The organism is Nonomuraea sp. NPDC003560 (genome assembly GCF_042878785.1).
Classification (GTDB): domain Bacteria; phylum Actinomycetota; class Actinomycetes; order Streptosporangiales; family Streptosporangiaceae; genus Nonomuraea.
Map to the genome: position 1 here is coordinate 26360 of NZ_JBIAOF010000017.1, position 25793 is coordinate 52152.

General features: G+C 72.3%; 23 protein-coding genes and 1 pseudogene. 11 read left to right on the forward strand and 13 right to left on the reverse strand.

Going from position 1 to position 25793, the window contains the following annotated elements; all coding sequences use genetic code 11:
• Positions 1-157 precede the first annotated feature (157 nt).
• Positions 158-280 (reverse strand): annotated as a pseudogene (locus ACFYUV_RS45705) (DUF305 domain-containing protein); the annotation flags it as partial.
• Here ACFYUV_RS45705 and ACFYUV_RS45710 point away from each other — a divergent pair.
• On the forward strand, positions 221-1021 hold the full coding sequence (locus tag ACFYUV_RS45710) for a hypothetical protein (RefSeq protein WP_387681060.1): 801 nt from the start codon (positions 221-223) through the stop codon (positions 1019-1021). The pseudogene ACFYUV_RS45705 and the gene ACFYUV_RS45710 sit on opposite strands and share 60 nt — an antisense overlap.
• Before the next feature lie 197 nt (positions 1022-1218).
• Positions 1219-2475, forward strand: a complete 1257-nt coding sequence (locus ACFYUV_RS45715) for a S1C family serine protease (RefSeq protein ID WP_387681063.1) — start codon at positions 1219-1221, stop codon at positions 2473-2475.
• A gap of 229 nt (positions 2476-2704) precedes the next feature.
• On the opposite strand, the gene ACFYUV_RS45720 is transcribed toward ACFYUV_RS45715, so the two are convergent.
• Positions 2705-2974: a hypothetical protein gene (locus ACFYUV_RS45720; protein ID WP_387681066.1), complete on the reverse strand. Its 270-nt coding sequence runs from the start codon at positions 2972-2974 to the stop codon at positions 2705-2707.
• A 246-nt stretch (positions 2975-3220) separates the two neighbouring features.
• On the opposite strand from ACFYUV_RS45720, the gene ACFYUV_RS45725 reads away from it, so the two are divergent.
• The 3 genes from ACFYUV_RS45725 to ACFYUV_RS45735 all read left to right on the forward strand — a co-directional run bounded on the left by ACFYUV_RS45725 (position 3221) and on the right by ACFYUV_RS45735 (position 6229).
• Positions 3221-3634 carry an RNA-binding S4 domain-containing protein gene (locus tag ACFYUV_RS45725; RefSeq protein ID WP_387681069.1) on the forward strand — a complete coding sequence of 138 codons (414 nt, stop codon included), beginning with the start codon at positions 3221-3223 and terminating at the stop codon, positions 3632-3634.
• A gap of 50 nt (positions 3635-3684) precedes the next feature.
• Positions 3685-4875 (forward strand): serpin family protein, encoded by a 1191-nt coding sequence (locus ACFYUV_RS45730; protein WP_387681072.1) that lies wholly within the window; start codon positions 3685-3687, stop codon positions 4873-4875.
• 172 nt (positions 4876-5047) lie between these two features.
• Positions 5048-6229 (forward strand): RNA ligase RtcB family protein, encoded by a 1182-nt coding sequence (locus ACFYUV_RS45735; RefSeq protein WP_387681075.1) that lies wholly within the window; start codon positions 5048-5050, stop codon positions 6227-6229.
• Between the two features lie 112 nt (positions 6230-6341).
• Here the strand turns inward: ACFYUV_RS45735 and ACFYUV_RS45740 are convergent, their stop codons facing one another.
• Positions 6342-6797: a hypothetical protein gene (locus ACFYUV_RS45740; protein WP_387681078.1), complete on the reverse strand. Its 456-nt coding sequence runs from the start codon at positions 6795-6797 to the stop codon at positions 6342-6344.
• A gap of 135 nt (positions 6798-6932) precedes the next feature.
• Positions 6933-7475 (reverse strand): hypothetical protein, encoded by a 543-nt coding sequence (locus tag ACFYUV_RS45745; RefSeq protein ID WP_387681081.1) that lies wholly within the window; start codon positions 7473-7475, stop codon positions 6933-6935.
• 249 nt (positions 7476-7724) lie between these two features.
• Here ACFYUV_RS45745 and ACFYUV_RS45750 point away from each other — a divergent pair, with 249 nt between their 5' ends.
• Positions 7725-8324: a DUF305 domain-containing protein gene (locus ACFYUV_RS45750; RefSeq protein WP_387681084.1), complete on the forward strand. Its 600-nt coding sequence runs from the start codon at positions 7725-7727 to the stop codon at positions 8322-8324.
• A gap of 95 nt (positions 8325-8419) precedes the next feature.
• On the opposite strand, the gene ACFYUV_RS45755 is transcribed toward ACFYUV_RS45750, so the two are convergent.
• Positions 8420-9643 (reverse strand): GNAT family N-acetyltransferase, encoded by a 1224-nt coding sequence (locus ACFYUV_RS45755; protein ID WP_387681087.1) that lies wholly within the window; start codon positions 9641-9643, stop codon positions 8420-8422.
• Between the two features lie 67 nt (positions 9644-9710).
• On the opposite strand from ACFYUV_RS45755, the gene ACFYUV_RS45760 reads away from it, so the two are divergent.
• Positions 9711-12473 carry an ATP-binding protein gene (locus ACFYUV_RS45760; protein ID WP_387681090.1) on the forward strand — a complete coding sequence of 921 codons (2763 nt, stop codon included), beginning with the start codon at positions 9711-9713 and terminating at the stop codon, positions 12471-12473.
• Between the two features lie 19 nt (positions 12474-12492).
• Here the strand turns inward: ACFYUV_RS45760 and ACFYUV_RS45765 are convergent, their stop codons facing one another.
• Both ACFYUV_RS45765 and ACFYUV_RS45770 read right to left on the reverse strand, forming a co-directional pair.
• On the reverse strand, positions 12493-13005 hold the full coding sequence (locus ACFYUV_RS45765) for an RICIN domain-containing protein (protein ID WP_387681093.1): 513 nt from the start codon (positions 13003-13005) through the stop codon (positions 12493-12495).
• A gap of 210 nt (positions 13006-13215) precedes the next feature.
• The gene (locus ACFYUV_RS45770; RefSeq protein ID WP_387681095.1) at positions 13216-14388 is read right to left on the reverse strand and encodes an ROK family protein; all 1173 of its coding nucleotides are present in this window, start codon (positions 14386-14388) and stop codon (positions 13216-13218) included.
• Positions 14389-14529: 141 nt separating this feature from the next.
• Between ACFYUV_RS45770 and ACFYUV_RS45775 the strand changes: the two genes are divergently transcribed.
• Both ACFYUV_RS45775 and ACFYUV_RS45780 read left to right on the forward strand, forming a co-directional pair.
• Complete coding sequence (locus ACFYUV_RS45775; protein WP_387681098.1) at positions 14530-15774, forward strand: Gfo/Idh/MocA family protein; 1245 nt, start codon at positions 14530-14532, stop codon at positions 15772-15774.
• Positions 15771-17378 carry a beta-N-acetylhexosaminidase gene (locus ACFYUV_RS45780; protein WP_387681101.1) on the forward strand — a complete coding sequence of 536 codons (1608 nt, stop codon included), beginning with the start codon at positions 15771-15773 and terminating at the stop codon, positions 17376-17378. Before ACFYUV_RS45775 ends, ACFYUV_RS45780 begins: the two co-directional genes overlap by 4 nt.
• Positions 17379-17412: 34 nt before the next feature.
• On the opposite strand, the gene ACFYUV_RS45785 is transcribed toward ACFYUV_RS45780, so the two are convergent.
• On the reverse strand, positions 17413-17541 hold the full coding sequence (locus ACFYUV_RS45785) for a hypothetical protein (protein WP_387681103.1): 129 nt from the start codon (positions 17539-17541) through the stop codon (positions 17413-17415).
• Between the two features lie 106 nt (positions 17542-17647).
• Complete coding sequence (locus ACFYUV_RS45790; RefSeq protein ID WP_387681105.1) at positions 17648-18457, reverse strand: ArsR/SmtB family transcription factor; 810 nt, start codon at positions 18455-18457, stop codon at positions 17648-17650.
• A gap of 227 nt (positions 18458-18684) precedes the next feature.
• Here ACFYUV_RS45790 and ACFYUV_RS45795 point away from each other — a divergent pair, with 227 nt between their 5' ends.
• The gene (locus ACFYUV_RS45795) at positions 18685-21075 is read left to right on the forward strand and encodes a hypothetical protein (protein ID WP_387681108.1); all 2391 of its coding nucleotides are present in this window, start codon (positions 18685-18687) and stop codon (positions 21073-21075) included.
• A gap of 80 nt (positions 21076-21155) precedes the next feature.
• Here the strand turns inward: ACFYUV_RS45795 and ACFYUV_RS45800 are convergent, their stop codons facing one another.
• A complete protein-coding gene (locus tag ACFYUV_RS45800; RefSeq protein WP_387681111.1) occupies positions 21156-22322 on the reverse strand; it encodes an erythromycin esterase family protein in 1167 nt (388 codons plus the stop codon).
• Positions 22323-22475: 153 nt separating this feature from the next.
• Here ACFYUV_RS45800 and ACFYUV_RS45805 point away from each other — a divergent pair, with 153 nt between their 5' ends.
• Entirely contained in the window at positions 22476-22895 is a 420-nt protein-coding gene (locus ACFYUV_RS45805) for a DNA-binding protein (protein WP_387681114.1), read from the forward strand.
• Positions 22896-22910: 15 nt separating this feature from the next.
• Here the strand turns inward: ACFYUV_RS45805 and ACFYUV_RS45810 are convergent, their stop codons facing one another.
• From ACFYUV_RS45810 to ACFYUV_RS45820, 3 genes are read right to left on the reverse strand one after another with little or no spacing between them, the layout of a single operon-like run.
• On the reverse strand, positions 22911-23957 hold the full coding sequence (locus ACFYUV_RS45810; protein WP_387681117.1) for a VWA domain-containing protein: 1047 nt from the start codon (positions 23955-23957) through the stop codon (positions 22911-22913).
• Positions 23958-24908 carry a VWA domain-containing protein gene (locus tag ACFYUV_RS45815; RefSeq protein ID WP_387681120.1) on the reverse strand — a complete coding sequence of 317 codons (951 nt, stop codon included), beginning with the start codon at positions 24906-24908 and terminating at the stop codon, positions 23958-23960.
• Positions 24905-25789 carry a DUF58 domain-containing protein gene (locus ACFYUV_RS45820; protein ID WP_387681122.1) on the reverse strand — a complete coding sequence of 295 codons (885 nt, stop codon included), beginning with the start codon at positions 25787-25789 and terminating at the stop codon, positions 24905-24907. The genes ACFYUV_RS45815 and ACFYUV_RS45820 overlap by 4 nt, the downstream gene beginning before the upstream one ends.
• Positions 25790-25793 lie beyond the last annotated feature (4 nt).

Consider the following 25793-nt stretch of genomic DNA (forward strand, 5'->3'; position numbering starts at 1 on the left):
ACGCCGTGCGGCAGGCGGCAGTACAGCGTGTGGGTGCCCAGCCCGGCCATGCCTCAGCCGGCTTGAGGCGCAGGCGTGCCGGCCGCGCCGCGGCGGCGAGCATGTCGCGCATCAGCTCGATCTCCGCCTCCTGGGCGGCGAGTATCGACTTCGCCATGCGTCTCACCTGCGACTGGCCGCTCCCCTGCGCCGCCTGAGCCATCTGCACGCCGCCCTGGTGATGCGGGATCATCAGGCGCAGGAAGAGGGTCTCCGCCTCCTTGCCGCTCGCCTGTTCCAGCTGCTTGAGCTGGTCGCGGGGGCCGCGTCCGCCGTCGTGGTGGCCGCCCTGGTGATCCACTCGGCCAGTGAAGGGCTGGCCCTGACCGCCATGCTCGACCTGGCACGCAGACCGGCCGCCCCCTTGCTCACCCTGTCCTGTCTGGCTCCCGCGGCCGGCGTCGTCCTGGCGACGGTGGCGCCGCTGCCCGCCCAGAGCGTGCCGGTGCTGCTCGGCATGGTGACCGGCGTACTGCTGCGTACCGGTCTCATCGGACTCACCAGCGCCCGCGACAGCCGCCGCCCGACCCGCCGCCACCTCGTCCTCGCCGCCACCGCCGTGGCCGCCATCGGCGGCCTGCTGGTCACCGCTCAGACCCTGCTCGCCGACGGTCCGGCGCCATCCTCCGCACCGGTCGCCGCCGCCCGGGGCCTCGCCACCGCGCCGAACCCTCGAACGGCCGAAGCCGCACCGCCCCGCGATCCGTTGCCTCGGCAGATGTCCGAAGCCCAGCTACGCGCCGCCGTCACCGCCAGGCGGCTCACCCTCGAACAACTCCTGGCCCGCAGGGACGCCACCACCATCACCGCCGACGCCACCGCCCTCCTGCGCGCCCTGCCCGAGCACACCCCCGACCAGATCACGCGAACCCTGCGCCAGGCCAAGATCGATCCCGGCACCAGCGTCGGTGAGCTCACCCTGCTGCAGCGCCACCTCCTGCTCACCTCACTCAGCGACGCGCTCCCCACCCCGCGCCCCTGAGACGCCGCCTTGGCCCACCGGTCCGGCCGGTCAGGTTCGACAACATGTAGAAAGCAATATCGGCGGCTCACCCCCCGCCCCGACCTGGATCGATAAGGCCGTCATGAGGAGCGGGCCCGGTTTCGGGATCAAGGGCTTAGCCGGGTCTTACGCCGGAGTTGGCACCGTGAGGCAGCAGAACTTGAGGGAGATGACAGATGAACGCGCACGAGCCTCACGAGCAGGACCCTGGAGCGCAGGGAAACGGCGGGTGGAGCCAGTTCGGCACCACGCCACCGACCGCCGGAGGCTTCCCCCGCCGTGACCCGATCGTCACGGAGCAGCCGCCGCCCCCGCCTCCGCCGGCGCCGACCTTGAAGGCCCGTTTCACCGCCGGCCAGAAGGCGGTGGCCGGGCTCGCGCTGGCAGCGATGGCGATCGTCGGCGGGGTGGTCGGCGCCGTCGCGGTGACCACCTTCCGGCCCGCGCCCGTCGCCACCACCACCACCCACGTGCCCAGTCCCGTCCTCAAGCCGGCCTCCGGGTCGCTCACCGTGGCAGACGTCGCGGCCAAGGTTCAGCCGACCGTCGTGATGATCCAGGGGCAGACCGGCGAGGGCTCGGGCGTCGTGCTGTCGGCGGACGGCCTCATCCTCACCAACAACCACGTGGTCGAGGGCGCGAGCCAGGGCGGCGGGCAGATGAGCGTGAAGTTCAGCGACGGCAAGACGGCCAAGGCGAGCATCGTCGGCACCGATCCAGCCACCGACCTGGCCGTCATCAAGGCCGCGGACGTGTCCGGGCTGACCAAGGCGACGCTCGGCGACAGCGACGCACTCAAGGTCGGTGATGCCGTACTGGCCATCGGCAGCCCCCTCGGCCTGGACGGATCCGTGACGGCGGGGATCGTCAGCGCGCTTGACCGTACCCTCACCACCGGCCCTGACCAGCGGCAGCAGCTCCCTCCCGGCTGGGGGCAGGAGCAGAGCCGGCAGAGCGCCGGCACGACGATCGGCGGCGCCATCCAGACCGACGCCTCGATCAACCCGGGCAACTCCGGCGGCGCGCTCGTCAACGCCGCTGGGGAACTGGTCGGCATCAACACCGCCATCGCCTCGAACGCCGCCGGCGGCGGTGTGGGCTTCGCCATCCCGGTCAACACCGCCAAGCAGGTCTCCGACCAGCTCATCGCCACCGGCAAGGTCCGCCACGCGGTCCTCGGGGTGAGCGTCACCGACGCGACCGGCGATGTGCCCGGCGCCCTGATCAGCCAGGTCATAGCGGGAAGCCCGGCGGAGAAGGCCGGACTGAAGCAGGGCGACCTGATCACGAAGATCGGCAACACGCCGGTCGACGCGGGCGAGACCGTCGTCGGACAGGTCAGAGGCGCCAAGCCGGGCCAACAGGTCAAGATCACTTACCTGCGGGACGGCCAGGCGCACGAGGTCAACGTCACCCTCCAGGAGAAGACCTGACCCGACGTCCACGCCAGCCAGTGAGCGGCCACGCCTCCCCCAAGGTTGGGCTCTGGCCAGCGATTCGGCGCCTGACAGCGTTCTCGGCACACGCCGGAGCCTCTCTGGCCGCTCGCCACGGCATGAAGCGGTCACGACAGAACCGCCGATTGAACACGTAGAAGGCGCCGGCGCTCGGGGAGTCCTCCGAGCGCTGCGCCTGCCCCGGCGGGACAACCGAAGGACGCCTCTATGTCAGAGAGGCGAGGAGCCGGCCAAATGCTGTGAGATCCGCGCAGGTGATCGGATAGCCGTAGGTGGACGGACGCTCCCCTTTGTTGACCTTCTTGGGAAAGTGACGCATGCCATCGGAGTGCTTGGGCGCGTCAGCAATCCTTGATCCGGCCTCCGCCGGAAGCCGTGACAGATCGGTCTCGGGGGGCAGGATGAATCCGCGCTCGTGCGCGATGGCCAACAGGCGCTGTTCGAGATCCGTGAGCGGGTGCTCGTGTGCGGCCATTGTGCTCCTTTTGACAGGCGCAGCCTCGGACGTACCTCACCAGAAGCGGATCTTAACGGCCGACCACGCCCACCGCAGGAGCCGCCTGGGCCCGTGATCCGGACTTTCCTGGGTATGTCGAGCGGGCCCAGCTGAGGCACGGCTGACCCAGGCATGCCGCGAGCTCTGGTCGTCATGCGCATTCACCCCCTGCCAGGCAAGGGGCGGATGTCGGCGGTGCGGGGTTCTCAGTACAGTGTCGGGGTGGTGGGTGAGCAGCTGAGTGTGCGGGTGGACAGCTGGATCTGGTCGGTACGGCTCACCAAGACCCGTTCGACCGCGGCCGATGCCTGCCGGGGCGGTCACGTCCGGGTCAACGGGGTGCGGGTCAAGCCTGCGCACGCCGTACGGGTCGGGGACGAGATCCGGCTGCGGCATGACGGGCGCGAACGCATCGTGGTGGTCTCCCGTGCCATCACCAAGCGCGTCGGCGCCGCCGTGGCCGCCGAGTGCTACGTCGACAAGAGCCCTCCGCCCCCTCCCCGCGAGGAGACCGTGACGGTGGCCGTCCGGGCTCGTGGCGCGGGGCGTCCCACCAAACGCGAACGCCGCAGCCTCGACAAGCTGCTCGCGCGCCCGGTGGTGGAGGAGCGACGGGGCGGCCGGGCACGCCCGGACTGACCGAGCAGATCCCGCCGCACCGGATGCATCGATCTTGTACGGTCGCCCGCATGAACCGGCAGCAGCAGCACGCCGCGGTGACCGCCGCCAACGCACTGACCGCCCGGTGGGTGCAGACCTGTTCGGGGGGATCCGTCGTGATGGCCGGCGCAGGCGCCTGGCCGTTGCTGGCTCATCTCGCGTCAGCCGCCGGAGGAGGGGGGCGCGCGGAACTGCAGGAGGCCGTGGGGATGGACGCCGCCACCGCGTCCCAGGCGGCCCGAGTCGTGCTGTCGATCATGGACGAGTCCACGGCGGTACGGTCGGCGCTGGGCTTGTGGTCCCGGCCGGACCTGCCGCTACGTCGGGACTGGCTCAGCACGCTTCCCGCGGGCATGCACGGCGAACTGACCGCAGACCCGGCCGCGGACCGGCTCCGGCTCGACACCTGGGCCAAGGAGCAGACCGGCGGGCTGATCGACAGCATGCCCCTCCAGCTGAGCGACCGCGTGCTGCTCGTCCTGGCCATGGCGCTGACCGTGCGCACCGCGTGGCTGCGGCCGTTCACCGACGGCGTCGGCCTGTTCGAGGCCGGCCCGTGGGCCGGACGTGAGATCCATCTCTTACGCCGCAGCACCCGCCTGCTCGACCGGGCCGGGGTCGCCGACACCCCGGCCGGCCGGCTGACCTTGCTTCGGGTCATGGGTACCGGTGGGATCGACGTCCATCTGGTGCTGGGTGACGACTCGATGGGACCCGGGCAGGTTCTCGGCGCCGGGGTCGATGTGCTGGACGGGCGTCATCTCGCCACGCCGGCCGATGTTCTGGCTGTGGGCTGTCCGGGCCCCGGGATGACTGTCCGCCACGTTCGCGACCACGTCCCCGAGGACGTGCTGAACGTCAAAATCCCGCGTTTCACCATCGCCGCCACGCACGACCTCCTGGAGTTGCCCGAGGTCTTCGGCCTGGCAACGGTGACCGACCCGGCCCGCGGACACTTCCCGGGCATCAGCACCCAGCCGCTCGCCGTCACCCAGGCCCGGCAGAACGTCGTCGCCGCCTTCCACTCCGCCGGATTCGAAGCCGAAGCGATCACCGCCTTCGGCGCCGTCGGGGGTGGAGTGGCCCCGCCGTCCCGGTACCGCGTCAGGCACGTCGACCTCGACTTCAGCCGTCCCTTCGGGTTCCTCGCGGTTGACCGCCGGAGCCGGCTCGTCATGGCCGCCGGCTGGGTCGCCGAAGCCGAAGCCTGGTCGGGCTGAGGACCGCGGCGCCCTCGGCGCGCCGAAAATCGGTTGCCTGGGATGGCGGGGGTTCGAGAGCGTGATCCCCATGAGGCTCTGACGGAAGACACCCCGCCCTTTGTGATGCCGCGACGCCGGTTCGCGTCGTGATGCCGCCTGTCCATGCCCTTCTGCAGGGAAGAGAACGTCTTTGTCTCAGCAACAGTCTCAGCCACGCCCGGCCCCGTCGGCTCCGGTCGCGGGGGCCACCGTCACCGTGTTCGCCGCGCCCACCAGCTGGATCGAGTCCGACGCCGTCGCGCAGTGCCGTCAGGTGGCCGCTCTCGACGGCATGACGCACGTCGCGGCCATGCCTGACCTGCACCCCGGCAAGGGCGCGCCCGTCGGGGCCGCCATGGCGTCGGCCGTCCTGTACCCGTTCCTGGTGGGCTCCGACATCGGGTGCGGCATCGCCGTGTTCCCGGTGAGGCTCAAGCGCGCCGTGCCCGAGAGGCTCGCCGCCCGCTTTCCCGACCTCGATCGTGCGCTGGATCCCGAGCGTGATGCCGACGATCCCGCCTGGGCCGTCATGAAGGACGACATCCCCGCCGGTCACGTCGAGGGCCTCGGGACGGTCGGCCGCGGCAACCACTTCGTCGAGCTGGCCCGGATCGGGACCGTCTTCGAACCGGGCCATGCCGCTCGGCTCGGCCTCGGCGCCGGTGACCTGGTCCTCGTCGTCCACAGCGGTTCACGGGGGCTGGGCGAACGGATCCTGCGCGAGCACACCGAGGTCCATGGCGCGGGCCCCGCCCCCGATCCCGCGGCCTACCTGGCCAGGCACGACCAGGCCGTACGGTGGGGGTCGCTCAACCGGCGGCTGCTGGCCGCCCGGGTCGCGCACGCGCTGGGGTTCGAGCCTGCCGAGCCGATCCTCGACCAGTGCCACAACCTGGTCGAACTCCGCGACGGCGGCTACCTGCACCGCAAGGGAGCGGCGCCGGGCGACGGCCGCGACGTGCTCATCGCCGGCACCCGCGGCACCCCGTCCTACCTCGTGGCCGCCCACGCCGGTCCGGACGCCGGCCACTCCGTGGCGCACGGCGCGGGCCGCAAGATGTCGCGCGCGGACGCCCTGCGCCGCGGCCGGGCCAAGCACACCGTCGAAGAGCTGCGCCGCACGCCGGTGGGGTCGGTGGTGGTGTGCGGCGACCGCCAGCTCCTCTTCGAGGAGGCGCCCACGGCCTACAAGCGCATCGAGCAGGTGATCAGCGACCTCGTCGACCACGGACTGGCCACGCCCGTGGCCACCACGATCCCCCTGGTCACCTACAAGACCCCCGATCTCGGACCGGACTCCCGAAAGGACCGCCGCAAGCGGGGGCGGCCGTGAACGTCGTCCGCCTGCCGCACCGGCTCGAAGGCGGCGTCCCTGTGCCGGCGGCTTTCGGTGAGCGCGTCCGGCTGCGGGAGTTCGAGTGGGGTCGGTGCGCGATCGGGAGGCGTCAGACGCTGGCAGTGCGCCCCGTGCAGCGCAGCGTGTCGCCCTTCCTCACGAACGTGGCGTCCACGGCGAAGTAGAGCTTCTTCCTGGCCGGGACCTTGAGGTCGAGGATGACGTCGTAGGAGACGTCGTAGAGTGCCTTCTTCTCGCGAAACGTCTTCCCGTAGACCTTTCCGTCCTTGCCGCGGCGTTCGACCATCAGGTTGAGGTGTGCGGCCTTCAGGCGGGTCGGCGCCTTGGAGCTCCAGCGGTAGATGATGTCGGAGATGCGGTGGTATCCGCCGGTCGTCCGGTACTTCAGCTCCAAGTACGCCTTCTCGCCATCGCTCATCGTGCAGCTGGCTTTGACGCTTTGCGCCGGAGCGGCCGTGGTGGCGTGCGCGGCGGAGGTCAGCAGGGCGAGTGCCAGGCCGGCTCCGGCGAGCGTGGCCGCGGCGTTCCCGAGGATGTGCGTCATTTGCGCGTCTCCCTTCGCATGGCTCGGATCTGTGGTCGAGGTTGACGGCGGCGGTGTTGAGGATCGGTTGAGTATCTGTTCAGGCAGGCGGGGACGGAGAGGTTGGCTCCGGTGCCGGCCTGTGGAAATACGGGGCTAGCGACCGATCAGGGTCGCGTCTGGGAGTGACTGCTTGACCGCCTCCGGCGTGCCCACCACGACCGTCAGTTTTTCCTCGGTCTTCTTTGCCGCCGCGTTTCCGTAGAGCTGCACCTTTCCGAGCTTTTTTGCCTGGACGGTGACGAACATCCGGGTCGGGGTGCACCAGAGTGTCACGGTGCTCTCCGAACTGGTGCCGACCATGGGTTCCTTGGGCCCGGCGAAGCCCTCTTCCGCGGTGACGACGTTGCCCTCGGACTTGGTCAGATCCTGGCTCATGTTGAAAAGCACGCTGGAGGATCCCTGGTCGGCGAGCCCGCACACGCCCTTGGTGCTGATCCAGGGGACCATGTCGTATTTGCCGATCTGGATCCGCGCCAGCACCTTGTCCGCCCCGTCCGGCATGCCCGACTTGGAAGCCGCGGCCGGCAATGACGCCAGCGGCCACCGGCCCGGATCCTTGAGCAGCCAGTCCTTCGGCTCGTTCGTCGAACAGCCCGTCAACAATAAGACCGCAAGTATCACGATTTTTCCCCGCATAGGTCGATCATCATAAGGTCGAAACTTCGTGCCGTACGGGCGTATGCGGTGACATTCCAGGGGCGGGTTACCGTTGGAGTAGGTGTCGAATCGGCGTTGGGGGTACGCATGAAGCGACGCTCCGCGAAGACAGCGATGGCCGCAGGGGCATTCCTGGCCGCCATCACCACCGGATCAGCCGCGACGGCCATGGCATCTCCGCCGATGCCGTCCCCGAGCCCTGAAGGAACGCAGCCCACGTGCCCCGGCATGGGGCAGATGCATGCCGTGACCAGCGAGTACGACTACCTGTCGCAGATGGTCCCGCACCACGAGGACGCCATCGCCGCGGCCCGGCAGCTGCAGCGGTCCAGCAGGCCGGAGATGCGGCGGCTCGGGCAGTCGATCGTCACGACGCAGACCGCCGAGGTCGCCCGGATGAAGGGCTGGCTGCTGCAGTGGTACCCGCAGAGCCCGGCGCCGAGCCCGACCGGGACCACGATGCCCGACCTGTCGGGGCTCTCGGGGAATCAGCTCGACAAGGCGTTCCTGCAGCACATGATCCCGCACCACATGATGGCGATCATGATGTCGCAGCAGCTCCTCGTGCACGGTGAGGCGGTGCATCCCGAGGTCGCCGCCTTCGCCCGCAAGGTACGCGACGACCAGCGGGCCGAGGTCGCCACGATGCGGCGGTACCTGGTCCAGTGGTTCGGGGAGCAGAGCATGCCCTGCATCCCACAAATGCCCGGCATGCCCAACATGACGCCAGAGCCGCACATGTCCGAGATGACACCAGGGCCGCACATGTCCGAGATGACACCAGGGCCGCACATGTCCGGCATGACGCCCACCACCGGCACGTCCTGACGGCGCCCCGACCGCTCGGCCAGCGAGGGGAAAGGACGGCGCGGGCGGCGAAGAAGGCGGGGACCGCCCCGCCGGGGGCGGAGGGGGGCGAACCGTCAGAAGGCGGGGAAGGCCCAGCCTGAGGGGTGGAAGGGCGCGCGCTCCCCGCGGAAGGCGAGCGAGGCGGCGGTGACCGCGCCCGGCCGCAGTTCCTCGACCCGGCCCGCCGCCGCCAGCGACGACAGTGTGGTGCCGCCCAGGTAGGCCGCCCCCAGCTCGGCGGACGTCAGCCGCAGGTCGGCCTGGGCCCGGGTGCGTTCGCAGGTGACGGAGTCGCCGTCGGCGCGCAGGCGGTGGCGTCCGGCGTTCCAGGGGCAGAACGGGTCCTGAACCTCCAGGACCAGGTCCAGGGGGGTCGAGTAGCGGCGGGCCGCCAGCGCCCGGTCGACGTCCACCAGGCGGACCCAGAGGTTGTCGATCGTGGTGGTGCGGGCCGCGCGCGGGTCGGTCAGCAGGTGCGTCAGCGGTTCGTCGACGGCGCCGTCGTAGGTGAGTCCGGCGTGCGCGTCGAGGTCGATGAGGAAGCGCCACAGAGCGGCGTAGGACTGCCTGGTGGTGGCCGCGACCTCGATGATCTGCACCAACCCGGGCTTGGAGCGGTAGAGGACGTACCCGGTGGCCTCGCCGCCTGGCTCGGTGTGCACGGCGAAGCGCAGCTCCGTCCCGCCGCCGCGGACGCGTTCGCCGTCCGCCAGGCGGGCCTGCCAGAACTTCTCCGTACGGTCCACCCAGCCGACCGCGCCGCGGCGGGCGGTGTCGTAGACCTTCTCCAGCAGCGGCCGGGCGTCCTGACGGGCGAGCAGGCGGATCGTGCCGTCGCCGAGGTCGGTGCCGGGCCGCAGGGCCATGAGTCTCTTGTCCGCCTGGATCTCGGCCACGTGGCTGGCGACGCCGTACCCGAACCGGCCGTAGATGGTGGCCTCGGCGGCGTTGAGCGCGGTGATCGGCTCGCCGCCCGACTCGTGCAGGTCGGTGAGCTGCTTGCGCATCATCGCGGTGAGGATGCCGCGACGCCGGTGCGTGGGCAGGACCGCGACGAGCGTGATGCCGGCGACGGGGACGGCCGCGCCGGGGACCGTCATGACCCGGCCGTAGATCGAGGCGCCGCCGACGATCTCCGGGCCGTCGCAGGCGGCGAGCGTGCGTTCGGGCTCGATGGAGGTGGCCGCGTTGCGGAGGCTGCCCTCGTACCAGTCCTGGCCGTAGGTGGTGGTGATCATGCGGGCCCAGGCGTCGAGCTCGTGGGCGTGGATGGTGCGCAGGGGGTAGGTGGTCGTCATGCTTCGAGCCTGGCCGGGTAAACATGGGCCGCGCATCGGGTGATCCGGGTATTTATATGCTGACGCCGTGGTGGCGGAGCGCGTGGTCAGTCCCGTGTTCGTCGGCCGGGGTGAGGAGCTGTCGGCCCTGGCCGACGCCCTCGACCGCGCTGTCGCGGAGGGGCCCGCGGTGGCGCTGGTCGCCGGGGAGGCCGGGATCGGCAAGTCGCGGCTGCTGGCGGAGTTCGCCCGCTCGCTGGGCCCTCGGGTTCGGATGGTCGAGGGCGCCTGTGCCGAGCTGGGCAGCGACGGCCTGCCGTACGCGCCGTTCGTGACGGTGCTGCGCCGGCTGATCCGCGTGGAAGGGGTGCTGCCCGGGCCGTACCGCCAGCTGGCCCGCTGGTTCCCCGGGCTCGGCGGGACGGACGAGGCCGAAGGCGGCAGGCACCGGCTGTACGAGGAGGTCCTGACGCTGGTCGAGCGGGTGGCCGCGGACCAGCCGGTGGTCGTCGCGATCGAGGATCTGCACTGGGCCGACGCCGCCACCCGCGAGCTGCTCGGTTTCCTGGCCAGGAACCTGACCCAGCCCGGCGTGCTGCTGCTGATCACGTACCGGCCGCACGAGACCGGCGACGGTCTGCTGCTGTCCGAGCTCGCCCGCCGCCCGCGCGCCACCGCGTTGCGCCTGGACCGCCTGGATCGGCAGGACGTGGGCCGCCAGCTGGCCGCGATCCTCGGCACGGAACCGGACGCGGCCGCCGTGCTGCGCGTGCACGAACGCAGCGACGGCAACCCGCTGTTCGTCGAGGCGCTCGCCCGCGCGGGCGAGCGGACCCCGGACAGCCTGCGTGATTTGCTGCTGCACGGCCCGCGCTCGCTGCCCGGCCCGGCTCGTGAGCTGCTGCGCCTGGCCTCGGTGGCGGGCGGACGGGTCGCCCACCGGCTGCTGGCGAAGGTGGCCGGGCAGGACGGGACCGCCCTGGACGCCCTCCTGCGCGAGCTCGTCGACCGCAGCCTGCTCGTCACGGCAGGGGACGGCTACGACTTCCGCCACGCGCTGATCCGGCACGCCGTCTACGAGGACCTGCTGCCCGGCGAGCGGGCCCGCCTGCACGCGCGCTACGCCGAGGCCCTGCGCGACGGCGACGCCCATGCGCAGCTGGCCGCGCACGCCTACGCCGCCGGGCAGCGCGGCCCGGCCCTGACCGCCGCCTACCTGGCCGCGGCGCAGGCCCGCCGGTCCTACGCCTACGAGGAGCAGCTCCGCCTGCTCGACCAGGTCCTCGAACTGTGGGATCCGCAGGCGCGGCTGGGGGCCGACAGGATCGACGTCCTGACCGAGGCGGCCGAGGCCGCCATGCTCAGCGGCGACTACGCCCGCGGCGTCGACCACGCCACGGCGGGGCTGGCCGAGGTGGACGAGCGGCGCGAACCCGAGCGGGCCGCCCAGCTGCTGGAGCACCGGGGCAGGCTGCGGCACCGGCTGGACAGCACGGGCGTCTCCGACTGGGAACACGCCCTCGACCTGCTGGCCGCCGCTCCCGACAGCGTCCGGCGGGGGCGGCTGCTCGGGGTGCTGGCCATGGGCCTGCTGCCGGAGGTGGACCGGGCCCGCGACCTGTTCGTGGAGGCGCTGGCCGTCGGCCGGCGCACCGGCGACGCCACGGTCACGATCCGCGGGCTGCTGGGCGTCGGGTCCATGACGAGCGACCTCGCGATGCTGGCCGAGGCCCGCACGCTGGCCGAGCGGCTGGACAGCCACGACCTGCTCATGACCGTCCCGATGTACGAGGCCACGCTGCACGCCAAGGCCGGCGACCAGCACCGCGCCGTGGAGGCGGCCCGCGGCGGCATCCGTCACGCCCGCCGGTACGGGCTGGGCCGCAGCCGTGGCGCCGAGCTGGCCCGCTACGCCGCGCGCGGCCTGATCCTGGCCGGGCGATGGGACGAGGCCGCCGCCCTGCTGGAGGAGAGCCTCCAGCAGGATCCGCCGCCGCTGTCGCGCCTGGCGCTGCGCGTCCTGGCCGGCTATCTGGCGCTGCTGCGCGGGGACCTGGCCACCGCCGCCGACGCCGCCGCCGACGCCGCCGGGCACGCCGGGAGCGGCGGCCTGTTCTCCCGCCATCAGTTGTTCTGCCTGCTCGCCGTCGCCCAAGGCGACCCGGAGCGGGCCGACCTGCTGCTGGAGCGGGCGCTGGCCGATCCGGCGCTCACCCGGATCTACAGCAGCGACGCCCGGCCGGTCCTGGTCGCCGGCGCCCTGGTGCAGCAGGCGCGGCTGGCCCGCGGCGCGCCCCGCGAGCGGGTCGCGGCCCGCCGGGCCGAGCTCGCCGCGGCCGATGCGATGCTCGGCGTGGACGGGCCGTTCGACCGGGCCTGGCAGGCCATGCTGCGCGCGCTGGTCGAGGACGCCGGCTGGGACGCCGGCTGGGACGGCGTGGCGGCTGCCTGGCGGGATCTGGGGCAGCCGTACGAGCTGGCGCTGAGCCTGTTCCACGGCGCGCGGGCCGCGCTGACGGCGGGCGACCGGCCCGGCGGGACCGCCCGCCTCAGGGAGGCCGCGCGGCTGGCCGACGAGCTGGGCGCCGCGCCGCTCGCCAGAGAGATCGCCCTGCTCGGACGGCCCCGACCGGCGCAGGACGGGCTCACCGAGCGCGAGCGCGACGTGCTCGTCCTGATCGCCGACGGGTTGAGCAACCGGCAGATCGCCGCCCGGCTGCACATCTCGCCCAGCACGGCGGGCGTGCACGTCTCCCACATCCTGGCGAAGCTGGGCGCGGCCACCCGTACCGAGGCGGCGGCCATCGCGTTCCGCGAGGGACTGGCGGGATCCTCCACGACCCGGCCGTGAGCTGGAAGCAGCCCCGGGGTCAGGTCAGGGTGTCCTCGACCTTGATCTGGCCGCCCTGGACGACCCACTTCTGGTTGGGGTGGTTCAGGCAGGTCCACAACCGCACCACGGTGTTGTTGGCACGGCTGTTGGTGGCGTCCAGGCAGACCTCCCGGCCGGTGCCGACGGTGTCCTCGACCTTGATGTGACCGTTCTGGATCACCCACTTCTGGTTGGGGTGGTTCAGGCAGGTCCACAGGCGCACGTTGGTGTTGTCGGCGCGGCTGTTGGTGGCGTCCAGGCAGACCTCCCGGCCGGTGCCGACGGTGTCCTCGACCTTGATCTGGCCGCCCTGGATCACCCACTTCTGGTTGGGATGGTTCAGACACGTCCACAGGCGCACGTTGGTGTTGTCGGCGCGGCTGTTGGTGGCGTCCAGGCACACCGGCGGGCCGGCCTGGGCGGCGTGGGCCGTCGAGGCGGGGGCGACGGCGGCGGCCACCAGGGCGACGGCGGACGCGGCCATCAGACGGGCGACGGGGCTGGCGGGCATGGGTTACCTCCACTGATGCGGTGGGTGGGCCGGCACGGGCCTCGGACGGCGGGCGAGCCCCCACAGGCCGTGACGACCATGAGCAATGCATACAGAAAGTAATCGCGTGACAGCGGAAAGTGATCTGGCGGAAAGGTGACGCATCACTGGCCCGTGTCGAAAGCCTCCGAATCCGCCCGGGAGGTCGGAGGCGCACCCGCCGGAAGCAGGTCAGGAGGGTCGCTGCGGAGCGGCGGGGCTGGAGATGGAACCCTCCGGGGAGAAGAACCGATCGTCCACGTGGTCCAGCGCCAGACAGGCTCCGCCCAGGGCGACGCACTCCTCGCCGAGCGTCGAGGGCCGGATGTCGGGAACGCGTACACAGTGAGGTTCGAGCGCCCGGCGCAGCGCGGGCAGCAGGACGTCGGCCGAGCGGGAGAACCCGCCGCCGAGCACGACCAGTTCGGGGTCGAGCGTCAGCACCATCGCGGCGGTGCCGAGCGCGAGATGGCGGGCGTACGCGTCGACCGCGGCCTGGGCCTCCAGGTCGCCGGCCCGGGCCGCGCCGAAGACGTGCCGGGCGGCCTCCTCGGGCGCGGCGCCCTTGGCCGCCGGGCCGCTCTCCAGCCGCCCGGCCATGGTGCTCCAGCCCGTGATCTCCATGAGCCCGACCTCGCCGGTGGCCCCGCTGAACCCGTGGTACAGGCGCCCGTCGATGATCAGCGCGGCGCCGGGCCGGCGGCCGACGTGCAGGTAGACGAGGTGCTGGACGCCCGCGGCCACCCCGAGCCGCTGCTCGGCGAGCGCGGCCAGCTTGCTGTCGTTCTCGATGGTGATCGGGCAGGCCAGCCGCTGCCCGAGGTGACCGACGAGGTCGACGCCGGGCCAGTCGGGCAGGTCGTTGACCATGGTGACGAGCCCCTCGCGGTTGACGACGCCGGTGCTGCCCGCGGTGACGCCCCACATGTCGGACGCGCTCAGCCCGGCGGCGACGAGCGCGGCGTCGACGGCCCGCCACACCGCCTCCAGCCGCTCCCGCTGGGCGGTGTGCCGGTCGACGGCGACCCGCCCGCTGGCCACGATCCGGCCGGCCAGGTCGGTGATCACGGCCAGCACCTTGTGCACGCCCACGTCGATGCCGAGCACGTGCCCCGCGTCGCTGCGGAACCGGTAGCGCTTGGCGGGCCGGCCCATGGCGCCCGGCGCGGGCGGCACCTCGGCGATCCAGCCGCGCTGCTCCAGATCCGTGACGACGTCCACGACGGAGGCCCGTGACAACCCGGTGCGGGCGGACAGCTCGGTGAGCGTCAGCGGCTCGCGCGCCTCCCGCAGGGCGCGGATGCTGCTCAGGGAGTTCAGCTGGCGTAGCCGCTGAAGGTCGCCACCACTGACCTGCACGGTCACACTCCTCACTATCACTGGTCTCTGAACTATATCCCTTTGGCCCATCCCCACTTCTAGCTGCATGTGCCGTGCGGGAAGAGGCTTGACGGCAAGGTCATTCTCGTGACTATCTATGGAGACCTTCATAAAGGAGTTTGCGAAATGACAGTGACCATAGCCATCGTCGGGGCCGGATCGCGCGGCCAGATCTACGCCAGGGCCGCCGCCGCGGACGGCCGGGCCCGCATCGTGGCAGTGGCCGACCCGGACCCGGCCCGGCGGGCCAGGGTGGCCGCCGACCACGACCTGCCGGACAACGCCTGCTTCGCCGGATGGGACGAGCTGGCCGCCGTGCCGAAGCTCGCGGACGCCGTGGTCATCGCGACCCAGGACCGCTTGCACGTCGAGCCGGCCGTGGCCTTCGCCGACCTCGGTTACGCCATCCTGCTGGAGAAGCCGATGGCGCCGACGGAGCCGGAGGCCCGCCGGATCGTCGAGGCGGTCGAGCGCAACGGGGTGTTGTTCGCGGTCTGTCACGTGCTCCGCTACACGGCCTACACCAGGGCGTTCAAGGAGCTGCTGGACAGCGGCAGGCTGGGCACGATCTCCAGCGTGCAGCACCTGGAGCCGGTGGGCTGGTGGCACATGGCCCACTCCTTCGTGCGGGGCGCCTGGCGGAACGCGGCCGAATCGGGGCCGATGCTGCTGACCAAGTCCTGTCATGACATCGACTGGTTGCTCCACATCCTCGGCGAGCAGCCGGTCGCGGTGTCGTCCTTCGGCTCGCTGACCCACTTCCGGCCGGAGAACCGGCCCGAGGGCGCGAGCACGCGGTGCGTGAGCTGCGCCGTCGAGCCGGACTGCGCCTACTCCGCCAAGCGTCTCTACCTGAGCTGCCTGGGCGACCCGCGCCGGGAGTTCTGGCCGCTCGGCGCCGTCACGTCCGACGCCACCGTGGCGGGCGTCACGCACGCGCTGGAGACCGGCCCGTACGGCCGCTGCGTCTACGACTGCGACAACGACGTGGTCGACCAGCAGGTCGTCACGCTGGAGTTCGCGAAGGGCGCGACCGTGTCGTTCACCATGACGGCGTTCACGCCGCTGGAGCACCGCAGGACCCGGATCTTCGGCACCCGCGGGTACGCCGAGGGCGACGGGCGCGAGATCAGGGTCGTCGACTTCGTGACCGGCGCCGAGGAGCGGATCGACACCCAGACGACGGCGGGCGCGTCGCTCGCCGACGGCCACGGCGGCGGCGACGGGGGCCTCACCAAGGCGTTCATCGACGCCGTCGCCGCCGGGGACCAGGCGCCGCTGGGCGCCGGCCCGGCCGAGGCCCTGGCCGGGCACCTGGTCGTCTGGGCCGCCGAGCGCGCCCGCGAGACCCGCACCGTGCAGGCCCTGTGAACGCGACGATCCCGGCGCCCGCCCACCGCACGCCCGGCGAGGGCCGGTTCACCTTCACCGCCACGACCCCGCTGTCCGCCGACCCGGCGCTGGCCAGGGCCGCGGAATGGCTTCGCGGGGCCCTCACCCCGGCCACCGGCCTGCCGCTCCCCGAGGGGCCCGGCGGGGTGGAGATCCGGCTCGTCGCGGGCCTCGGGCCCGAGGAGTACCGGCTCACCGCCACGACCGGGTCGGTGCTGATCGAGGCGACGGGCCCGGCCGGCGCCTTCTACGGGGCGCAGACCCTGCGCCAGCTGCTCGATCCCGCCGCCTTCCGGGCCGGACGCACCGGGGACAGGACGTGGAGCATCCCCGCGACGGAGATCGCCGACGCTCCGCGATACGGCTGGCGCGGCTGCCTCATCGACGTGGCCAGGCACTTCCTGCCCAAGAACGACCTGCTGCGGTACATCGACCTGCTGGCCGCGCACAAGCTCAACGTCCTGCACCTGCACCTGACCGACGACCAGGGCTGGCGGCTGGAGATCAGGAAGTACCCCAGGCTCACCGAGGTCGGCGCCTGGCGGCACGAGTCACCGGTGGGCGCCGCGCGGCACCAGCGCTTCGACGGGCGCCCGCACGGCGGTTTCTACAGCCAGGACGACATCCGCGAGATCGTCTCCTACGCCGCCGACCGGTTCGTCACGGTCGTGCCGGAGATCGACCTGCCCGGCCACACGCAGGCCGCCATCGCCGCCTACCCAGAGCTCGGCAACCTCGACGACCGCCTGCCGGTCCGCACCGAGTGGGGGGTGGGCGAGAACGTGCTCAACGTCGCCGACGGCACGATCGCCTTCTTCACCGACGTCCTGGACGAGGTCCTGGAGCTCTTCCCCGGCCGGTACGTCTGCGTCGGCGGCGACGAGGTGCCGAAGACCCAGTGGAACGAGAGCGTCCCGGCCAAGGAGCGCATCCGGGAGCTCGGCCTGCACGACGCCGACGAGCTCCAGACCTGGCTCATGCGCCACTTCACCGACTACCTGCTGTCCCGCGGGCGCAGACCGCTCGGCTGGGACGAGCTCCTGGAAGGCGGCCTGCCGCCCGGCGTCACCGTCGCGGCCTGGCGCGGCGACAAGTGCGCGGTGCTGGCCGTGCGGGCCGGTCACGACGTGGTCGTCTCGCCGTTCAGCGAGACGTACCTGGACTTCCGCCAGGCCGACGGCGACCAGGAGCCGGTGCCGATCGGCAGCGTGACGTCCCTGCGGGCGGTGCACGCCTTCGACCCCGTCCCCGGCGGCCTGGGCGAGGGGGAGCGCGACCGGATCCTCGGCGCGCAGGCCGCTCTGTGGACCGAGCACATCGACTCCCCCCGGCTGCTCGACTACATGGCCTTCCCGCGGCTGGCCGCCTTCGCCGAGGCGATGTGGAGCGGCGAGCGCGACTTCGCGGACTTCCTGGCGCGGCTCGCCGTGCACGAGAGACGTCTTGACGCGCTGGGCGTGGAGTACCGGCCGGCGGCCGGGCCGCACCCGTGGCAGCGCCGTCCCGACGCCCCCGGTGACCCCCGGACCAGGGCGGAGATCGACGCCCAGCTCGCCCGCTGGACGTCGAGCCTGCGTCTCTGAACCGCGCGTCCCCGCGCCGAGGGCGGCGCCGGTCTCAGAGCAGGGCCAGGAGCTGCGCGGTGTGGGCGGGCAGCTCCACGTCGGCGAGGCCGGTGAGGAGGTCCCTCAGGGGCACGGCCTGATCGACCAGGACCGTGCCGTTGGACAGGAGCAGGGTGGGCACCGGCGTGTCGAGTTCGGCCTCGCTCAGCGCCGGCCCGCCGAGCGCGCAGAGGGCGTCACCCTGGCGGCGGACGCGCTCTGCGGTCGTGTCGCCCGGGGCCGGGGCGTCAGGCGTGTGCCCGGTGCATCTCCCACGGGGCCTGTGGGAGAACCTCGCCGGTCTCCAGCAGCGACTTGAGGTTGGCCAGCACGGCCGGCCATCCCTGCGCGATCCCGTCGTGCATCGCCTGGTCGGGCAGGTCCTCGTGGGTCACGGTGAGCCGGACGATGTCCTGGTGCGGCTCGATGAGGAAGGTGACGACCGACGCCTTCCGCGCCGGTTCCGTGCCGGCGGAGTCTTCGAAGGTGACGACCAGGCGGGCCGGGGGCTCGGCCTCGATCACCTCGCCGACGACGTCGACGACGTCCGACCCGTCGGCGCGCCGGTGCTCCCAGGGCGATCCCGGCCGCCAGTCCGAGACGTTGGCGTGTCCCCAGTAGCGCGCCGTGAGGTCCGCGTCCGTCAGGGCCCGCCAGACCTGCTCGGCGCTCGCGCGGATGTAGGTGACGTAGACGTAGGTCGGCACGGACGTGGGTGCGTCGCTCATGGCGTACTCCTCTGCCTGGTTCTTGATGGCGTTGATCGCTTGCAGCCGGGGCCGGTCGAACTCCGAGATCCAGCGCTCCTGGATCTCGTGGATGGGCGCCGGGTTGAGGTAGTGGAGCCGTTCCCGTCCGCGCCGGACGACGGTGACGAGGGCGGCCTGCTCAAGCACGTTCAGATGCTGGGTCGCCGACTGGCGGGCCATGTCCAGGCGTTCGCACAGTTCGCGCAGCGTCTGGCCGTTGTGCTCGCGCAGTCGGTCGAGCAGGAGGCGCCGGGTGGGGTCGGCCAGCGCCTTGAAGACGAGATCCACGGCTGTCGCTTCGGGGCTCACGTCGTCCATTATGCAGGTATTTACCTGCCTATTGTCAAAGCCCGCGGGACCAGGCCGAACGCGCTGCCACGCGGAATCCCTGTAGTCATTCGTGGTTGATCATTTGCTATGTCGATCGAGCTGTTCACAAGTGCGCATGGTTACCTTCGGTATTCGTGAAGATACGATCTGGCCCTGCGGGGCCGGGAAACAGCTCATCTGGCCCTAAACGTGCGGCCATTTCCACCATGCTCCTTCTGAGCGCGGTGTCTGTCGCGCTGCAACCTGCCCGTCCAGCGGCCGCGCAGCCGGTTCCGCTGGTCGAGGAGGACTTCACCGGGGCCACCGCGATCCCGCAGTTCATCGGCGTGGGATCGGCCTGCCTGACCGGCGCGCCCGCGGCTCCGCCCGCCGGGCCCGGCGACCATCCGCTCGGGGGCTGCCCCGCCGACGCGACCGGCCCTGTCCCGCCGACCGGAGCAGCCCCGTACGGCTACCTCCAGCTCACCAGCGCCGATCTGGACCAGACGGCGGCCGCCCTCTACAACGAGCCGATCCCGGCCGAAGAGGGCCTGGACGTGACGTTCGAGCAGTGGCAGTACGGCAACACCACGGCGGTGCCCGCCGACGGCATCTCCTTCTTCCTGATCGACGGCGCGGCCACGCTGGACCGTCCCGGCGCGTTCGGCGGCAGCCTCGGCTACGCCCAGAAGCTGCCCGACGACGACCCGGCGAACCCGTTCGAGCCCGGGGTCAACCAGGGCTACATCGGCATCGGCCTAGACGTCCTCGGCAACTACTTCGGGGACTGGGAGCAGCGGGGCCGCACCTGCGCCGAGCGCTCACCGGCCGGCACCGGGTTCCGCGTCCCGGCTCCCGGGCCGAACATGGTGACGGTGCGCGGGCCCGGCAACGGCACCGCGGGCTACTGCTTCGTGACCGCCACCACCAGCAACTTCACCACGACCGGGCCGTGGCCCTCGACGCTGCCAGGCAACCTGCAGGGGCCCACGCGGACCGTGCCCAGCGACCCGCGGGCGGCGCAGGCCGTGCTGGAGGAGTCGAAGCGCACGGTCAACGTCCGGATCACTCCGGCGCCGAACCCCGAGGTCACCATCTCGATCGACTTCAACGACGGCGACGGGATGCAGGAGGTGCTGTCCCTGCCCGCGCCGCAGCCGGTTCCGGAGACCTACAAGTTCGGTTTCGGCGCGTCCACCGGTCTGTTCACCGATGTGCACCTGATCCGGAACGTGGTCGTCCGTCCGGTGGCCGAGCGGCCTGAGCTGTCGCTCACCAAGCGCGTCGCCGAGGACGCCGACCTGCCCGACCCGGTGCCGGTGGGCACGGAGGTGCCCTACGAGTACGTGGTCACCAACACCGGCAACATGAACATCGCCGACCTGATGGTGGACGACGACGTCGTCGAAGAGGTCACCTGCCCGCAGACCACCTTGAACGTGGGCGAGCGGGTCATCTGCCGCGGCTCGTACACGGTCACGGAGGAGGACGCCGAGCGCGGCTCGGTCACCAACACCGCCACCGCGATGGGCCGGGCCGACGGTGAGGAGGTCAGCTCGCCGCCGTCCGAGGTCACCGTCGGCGTCACGGACGAGCGCGGGATGCTGGAGCTGGACAAGCGCGTCGACGACTCCCGCGCGTACCGCCCCGGCGACCGGGTCACCTACCGCTACGTCGTGCGGAACACGTTCGACGAGATCGTGACCGACCTGCGGATCGACGACAACCGGGTGTCGGACATCGTCTGCGAGACCACCACCCTGGAGCCCGGCGAGTCCACGTCCTGCACGGGGACCTACACGGTCACCGACGAGGACGCCGCCCACGGCTCGGTCACCAACACCGCCACCGCGGTGGGCCTGATCGACGACACGGAGGTGAGCTCGCCGCCGTCGGAGGCCACCATCGACGTCATGGGCGAGCGCGGGACGCTGCTGCTGGACAAGAGCGTGGACGACACCCGCACGTACCGGCCCGGCGAGCGGGTCACCTACCGCTACGAGGTCAGGAACAACTCCGGCGAGACGCTGCGGAACCTCCGGATCGAGGACGACCGGGTGACGAACATCGTCTGCCGGACCACCACCCTGGAGCCGGGCGAGACCACCACGTGCACGGGCGTCTTCGTCGTGCCGAGCCGTCCCGGCGGCAAGAAGGACTGCCGCAAGGGCTGCCGCTTCACCGTCACCAACACCGCCGTCGCCAGGGCGGACGACCTGACCTCCGGTCCGGCCAGGGCGACGATCCGGGTCGTGCAGAAGTCGAAGAACCCGCACCACCCGTGCCGGCCGGGTAAGAAGGACCGCCACTGCCGGCCCGGCAAGAAGCCGCACCACCACCACGGCCACGGCCGTCACCACGGTCACGAGCACGGGTACGACCAGCGGTACGACCACGGCTACGACCACCAGTGCCCGCCGGGCAAGAGGCCGTACGACGGCAGGACCGCCGAATCGGGATGTGTCTCCGAGGAGGCGGACAAGAACGAGCGGGACATGGGCCGGTCCATGGACGAGTCCTACGAGCCTCAGCCTGAGGACATGATGGACGACCCGTACATGGAACGTTCCTACCGGGAGATGGGCGACATGCCGATGCCCTGGGAGACCTCCGAGTAGGTCGTCCCTCTTCCCATCCGCGCCAGCCTGATGGTCCCTCCCCGCGGGGAGGGACCATCGTGCTGTCCGCCCCCGGACGGTCACCCCCAGGCGCCGACCTGCTTGAGGAAGACGACGCCGTCGATCGTGCCGAGGTGGGACGGGTCCAGCGGGAAGTAGGCGAAATCCTGGGACACGCGCCGCGCCGGGTCGGCGACGATCCCGGCCAGGCGGCGGGCGTCGATCACCGAGTGGTCCCACGGCAGCGCGGACAACACGCCCTCGACGGTGTCCGGCGGCGGGGTGTCGTCGCCGGTCGTGCCGAAGGCGGAGGCCAGGTAGGCGTACCGGTCGCCCAGGTGGGCGGCGGCGATCGCCCCCGCGCTCCACCACTCCAGCCGCTGGTCGCCGAACGGCATGAACGTCTTGTCGCGCTGGAGGTGCAGGTTGGAGGAGAAGACCAGGGCCGGGCCGTGCTCGGCGACGGCACGCAGGTTGGCCGCCATCATCGCGTCCCGCAGGGCCGACAGCCGGGTCCAGCGCGCCGGGGAGGCGTCGGCCATCCAGTGGTGGTAACGCAGCAGGCCGGTGGCGGTGCGCGCGTACAGGTGCGCGCGTTCCCTGTCCCGCGCGCCGAGCTGCGGCGACTGCGTGTCGAGCAGCGCCGCCAGGTCGTCGGCGATCACCCGCAGCCGCTGGGCGTCGGCGGACTGGCCGATCGACTTCGCCGGGTCCATGGCCGTGGCCTCGTCGGACCAGCGGTCGTCCGGGCCCAGCAGCGCGTCGAGGGCCTCCCTGGTCACCACCGCGGCGGGGAGCGGGCCGTCGAGCAGGTCGTAGAGGCCGGTGAGCGCCTCGCGCGGGCTCGCCGCCCAGTACTCCAGCGGGCCGTCCACCCCGAAGAAGCGCAGCTTCTCGTCGTGCTCCTCGTTGTGGGCGCGCATCCAGCGGACGAGCTCGCGGTTGGCCGGCAGGGCGCCGAAACCGTGACTGAAGCCGCGGTCCATGACGTCGTCGAGGGTGCCGGCGCCGGTCGTGACGTAGTCGTCCACCAGGAGGCCCTTGAGGCAGTCGCTCTCGACGGCGAACGACCGGTAGCCCTCGTTCTCGACGAGGTGCCGGAAGATCTCGTTGCGCAACTCGCCGAGTTCTCCCACGAAGTGCCGGGCCTCACCGAGGCCGAGCAGCAGCGGCCTGGCGGGGAGCGTCTCCAGGAACGCCGAGACACCCGCGCCATCGACCGGCCAGGCGATGTCCTTGATATCCATGCCTTCAACGCTAGCGTTGAACTTTCGGTGTAATCTTTGCCGCCGAATACCGGCAGCGCTCTCTCAAAACCTTCAATCGACACTTCACGTGTTGAACAGTCCGTTCAAAACGGGCTGTTGACATCAATCGGTTCCCGCGCCATCGTTGCCTCCATGTCGATCGAGCACCCCTTCTCCCCGCCGGACCCCGAGCAGGCGCGCGCCCGGCGGGTGCACGCGTCCCTGTTCCGGATCGCCGAGCGGCACGCGGCCACCGACGAGCAGCGGCTCAGGCAGGCGCACCCGTCGGTCATCGGGCCGCACGAGGCCGTCAGGCTGGTGTCGTTCCTGCTCAGCGGGGCAGCGCGGCTCGACGACGGCGAGCCCGACGTTGACCAGGCCGACATCACCGCGGCGTTGAGCCTCGTCCCGCTGGTTCGCGGAGAGCTGGACGCGCTGGAGGCCGGGCTGCTGGCGATGGCCCGTGGGCGCGGCATGACCTGGCAGGAGATCGCCTTCGGCCTCGGCCTCGGCACCGCGCAGGCCGCCCGGCAACGCCACGAACGGCTCGCCGAACGGACGGCTCTCGACTAGGCCGCCCGTCAGGGGTCAGGCGCGGCGCGGGCGGTTCCACCAGAGGGAGAGCGACAGCGCCGCGGCCACGAGCAGGGCGCCGGCCCCGGCGAAGGCGGCGGCCGTGTCCACCCGTTCGCGGACGACCGTGAAGGTGCCGGGAAGGGCGTCGAGGGCGGTCGCGAGCTGGGCGGCGTTCTCGGCCCGGTGGTAGGAGCCGCCGGTCGTACGGGCGATCTGCCGGAGTGCCGGCTCGTCGATGACCCGGGGGTTGCGGCCCCGGTCGAAGCCCCCGCCGGACCCGCCGCCCCAGTCGCCGAAGCCGCGGCCGTCGAACTGCGAGTTGTCGCACACCATCGGGACCACCTTCGTGGTGCCGAAGCCGATGGTGAACACGCGTACGCGGCGCAACGCCGCCTCCTGGGCGGCCCGCTGCGGGTCGACGCCCTGGGTGTTGGCGCCGTCGGTGAGCACGACGATCGCGGCGCCGGCGTACCCGGAGGCCCCGGCGGGCGGCGTGGCGGCGGTGGCGGCGACCGAAGGGTCCACCTCGGCGATCGCGTCGATCGAGGTGAGCATGGCCTGGCCGATCGCGGTGCCGCGGGCGACGGTGAGCCCGTCCAGGGCCTCGATCAGCGCGTCGGTGTCGTCGGTGGGCGGGACGAGCAGGCCCGCGGTGCCGGCGAAGGTGACCAGGCCGATGCGCGGCCCGCCGCGCTGCGACTCGATGAAGCCGGCGGCGGCCTTCCTGGCGGCGGTGAGGCGGTTGGGATCGACGTCGGTGGAGCACATGGAGCCGGAGGTGTCGAGCGCGAGCAGGATCGTCGCCGACCGCATCGGCACCGGCACCGACGCCTGCGGCCGCGCCGCCCCCACCGCGAGCAGCGCCAGCCCGGCGACGAAGAGCGCCACGGGGATGCGCCGCGTCCAGCGCGTACGCCCGGGAAGTGCGGCCCGTACGAGCGCGATCGAGGTGACGCGCACGACGGCCCGCCGCCGCCGGCGGCCCGCCCACCAGCGGATCGCGAAGATCAACGGGATGACCAGCGCCGACAGCAGCGCCCACGGCCAGGACAACGACATTCAGATCACCCGCCCGGACCGGGACACGGTGACCGCCGCGCCCGCGGCGAGCAGCGCGAGGGCGAGCCCGATCAGCCCGCCGGCGAGCGGCAGCGGCTCGTCGGAGACGGTGAGCCGCAGGTCGATCGTGTCGGCGACGCCGTCGAGCCGGGCGGCGTCGGCGGCCGGGTGGTAGGCGCCCCCGGTGGTCCGCGCGATCGTGGTGAGGGTGTCCTCGTCCAGCGAGGTCTGCAGGTGGTAGCCGTCGACCTGGACCGCCGCCCCGGCCGCCGTGCCGACCCCCACGGTGTGGACGCGCACGCCCGCCTTCTGGGCCGCGGCGGCGGCCCGTTCGACGTCGCCGCCCTGGTTCTGGCCGTCGGAGAACATCACGATCGTGGCCGACGGCCAGTAGCCGAGGTCGGGCGGCGGCCCGTCGCGGCCGATGACCACCTGCCGGCCGGTGATGGCCGTCAGCGAGGCCGTGATGGCCGCCCCGAGCGAGGTGCCGCCGGTGATCCTCAGGCGGTCGATGGCCCTGAGCGCGACGGAATGGTCCGCATCCGGCCGCGCGGTGGTGAGCGCGCCGCGCTCGAACGCGACGACCCCGATGTCCACGCTGTCGGGCTGCGCCGCCACGAACGCGCGGGCCGCCCGCTGCGCGGCGGCCAGCCTGGTCGGCGCGACGTCGCCGGCGCCCATGCTGTTGGAGACGTCGACGGCGAGGATGACGGTGCCCGCGGTGCGCGGCAGCGGCACCATCGCCGCCGGTCCCGCGGCGGCGACCGCGAGCACGCCGACCCCGGCGATCGTCAGGCCGGTCCCGAGGTACGCGCCGCGCCCGCCCGGCCCGGCGACCCCGGCCGCGGCCAGCGCCGACCTCCGGCGGCGGGCCGAGACGACGGCCGCCCAGGCCAGCGCCGCCGTGACGAGCAGCCCGGCGGCCAGCAACAAGGGGGACGACAGCGTCATGGCCACCGCTCCCCCGTGCGGGCGGCGAGCTCGACGAGCGTGTCGGTCAGGTCGTGGTCGGTGGCGACGCGGTGGACCGGCACCCCCGCCCGGCGCATGCCCGCCGCGAGCCGGGCGTCGCGGGCGTCCACGGCCTCGCGGAAGCGCACCCGCAGCAGCGGATCGGCGGAGTCGACGACGAGCTGCTCGCCGGTCTCGGCGTCCTCGACCACGATCAGCCCGGCCTCGGGCAGCGCGTCGTCGGCCGCGTCCACGATGCGCAGGGCGACGACCTCGTGCCGCCGGGCCAGGCGCTGGAGCGAGCGTTCCCAGTCGCCCTCGCCGATGAAGTCCGACAGGACGACGACGAGCGCCCGACGGCGCGCCAGCCGTCCGGCCGCGTCGAGCATCAGGGCCAGGTCGGTGGTGGCGCCGACGCGCGGGCCGGCGGTGCGCTCCAGCTCGGCGCCGATCCGCAGCGCGTGCCGCCGGGACGTGCCCGGCGGCACGACCCGCACCACCCCGGTGTCGAACAGCAGCGCCCCGACCCGGTCGCCGCCCCGCCCGAACAGCCGGGCGAGGACGAGCGCCAGCTCGGCCAGGACGTCGTGCTTGCCGCGGCCCGGCCGCCCGGCCGTCATCGAGGCCGACCGGTCGAGCACCAGCCACACCGTCAGCTCGCGGTCCTCGGTGAACACGCGCAGATGGGGCTCGTCCAGGCGGGCGGTGACGTTCCAGTCGATGTGCCGGGCGTCGTCGCCGTCGGCGTAGCGGCGCAGGCCGGTGAAGTCGACGCCGGAGCCGCGGTGCGCGGTGCGGTGGGCGCCCTGGAGGCGGCCGTCCAGCCTGCGGACGACCTTCCACTCCAGGCGGAGCAGGAGTTTCTCGGGGACGGTGGCCATGACG

Coding starts and splice junctions, on each gene's coding strand:
- ACFYUV_RS45775 (WP_387681098.1), top strand. CDS start 14,530: ATGACAGTGACCATAGCCATCGTCGGGGCCGGATCGCGCGGCCAGATC.
- ACFYUV_RS45810 (WP_387681117.1), bottom strand. CDS start 23,957: ATGTCGTTGTCCTGGCCGTGGGCGCTGCTGTCGGCGCTGGTCATCCCG.
- ACFYUV_RS45715 (WP_387681063.1), top strand. CDS start 1,219: ATGAACGCGCACGAGCCTCACGAGCAGGACCCTGGAGCGCAGGGAAAC.
- ACFYUV_RS45720 (WP_387681066.1), bottom strand. CDS start 2,974: ATGGCCGCACACGAGCACCCGCTCACGGATCTCGAACAGCGCCTGTTG.
- ACFYUV_RS45795 (WP_387681108.1), top strand. CDS start 18,685: ATGCTCCTTCTGAGCGCGGTGTCTGTCGCGCTGCAACCTGCCCGTCCA.
- ACFYUV_RS45730 (WP_387681072.1), top strand. CDS start 3,685: ATGAACCGGCAGCAGCAGCACGCCGCGGTGACCGCCGCCAACGCACTG.
- ACFYUV_RS45820 (WP_387681122.1), bottom strand. CDS start 25,789: ATGGCCACCGTCCCCGAGAAACTCCTGCTCCGCCTGGAGTGGAAGGTC.
- ACFYUV_RS45765 (WP_387681093.1), bottom strand. CDS start 13,005: ATGCCCGCCAGCCCCGTCGCCCGTCTGATGGCCGCGTCCGCCGTCGCC.
- ACFYUV_RS45755 (WP_387681087.1), bottom strand. CDS start 9,643: ATGACGACCACCTACCCCCTGCGCACCATCCACGCCCACGAGCTCGAC.
- ACFYUV_RS45800 (WP_387681111.1), bottom strand. CDS start 22,322: ATGGATATCAAGGACATCGCCTGGCCGGTCGATGGCGCGGGTGTCTCG.
- ACFYUV_RS45745 (WP_387681081.1), bottom strand. CDS start 7,475: ATGCGGGGAAAAATCGTGATACTTGCGGTCTTATTGTTGACGGGCTGT.
- ACFYUV_RS45740 (WP_387681078.1), bottom strand. CDS start 6,797: ATGACGCACATCCTCGGGAACGCCGCGGCCACGCTCGCCGGAGCCGGC.
- ACFYUV_RS45805 (WP_387681114.1), top strand. CDS start 22,476: ATGTCGATCGAGCACCCCTTCTCCCCGCCGGACCCCGAGCAGGCGCGC.
- ACFYUV_RS45750 (WP_387681084.1), top strand. CDS start 7,725: ATGGGGCAGATGCATGCCGTGACCAGCGAGTACGACTACCTGTCGCAG.
- ACFYUV_RS45710 (WP_387681060.1), top strand. CDS start 221: ATGCGGGATCATCAGGCGCAGGAAGAGGGTCTCCGCCTCCTTGCCGCT.
- ACFYUV_RS45815 (WP_387681120.1), bottom strand. CDS start 24,908: ATGACGCTGTCGTCCCCCTTGTTGCTGGCCGCCGGGCTGCTCGTCACG.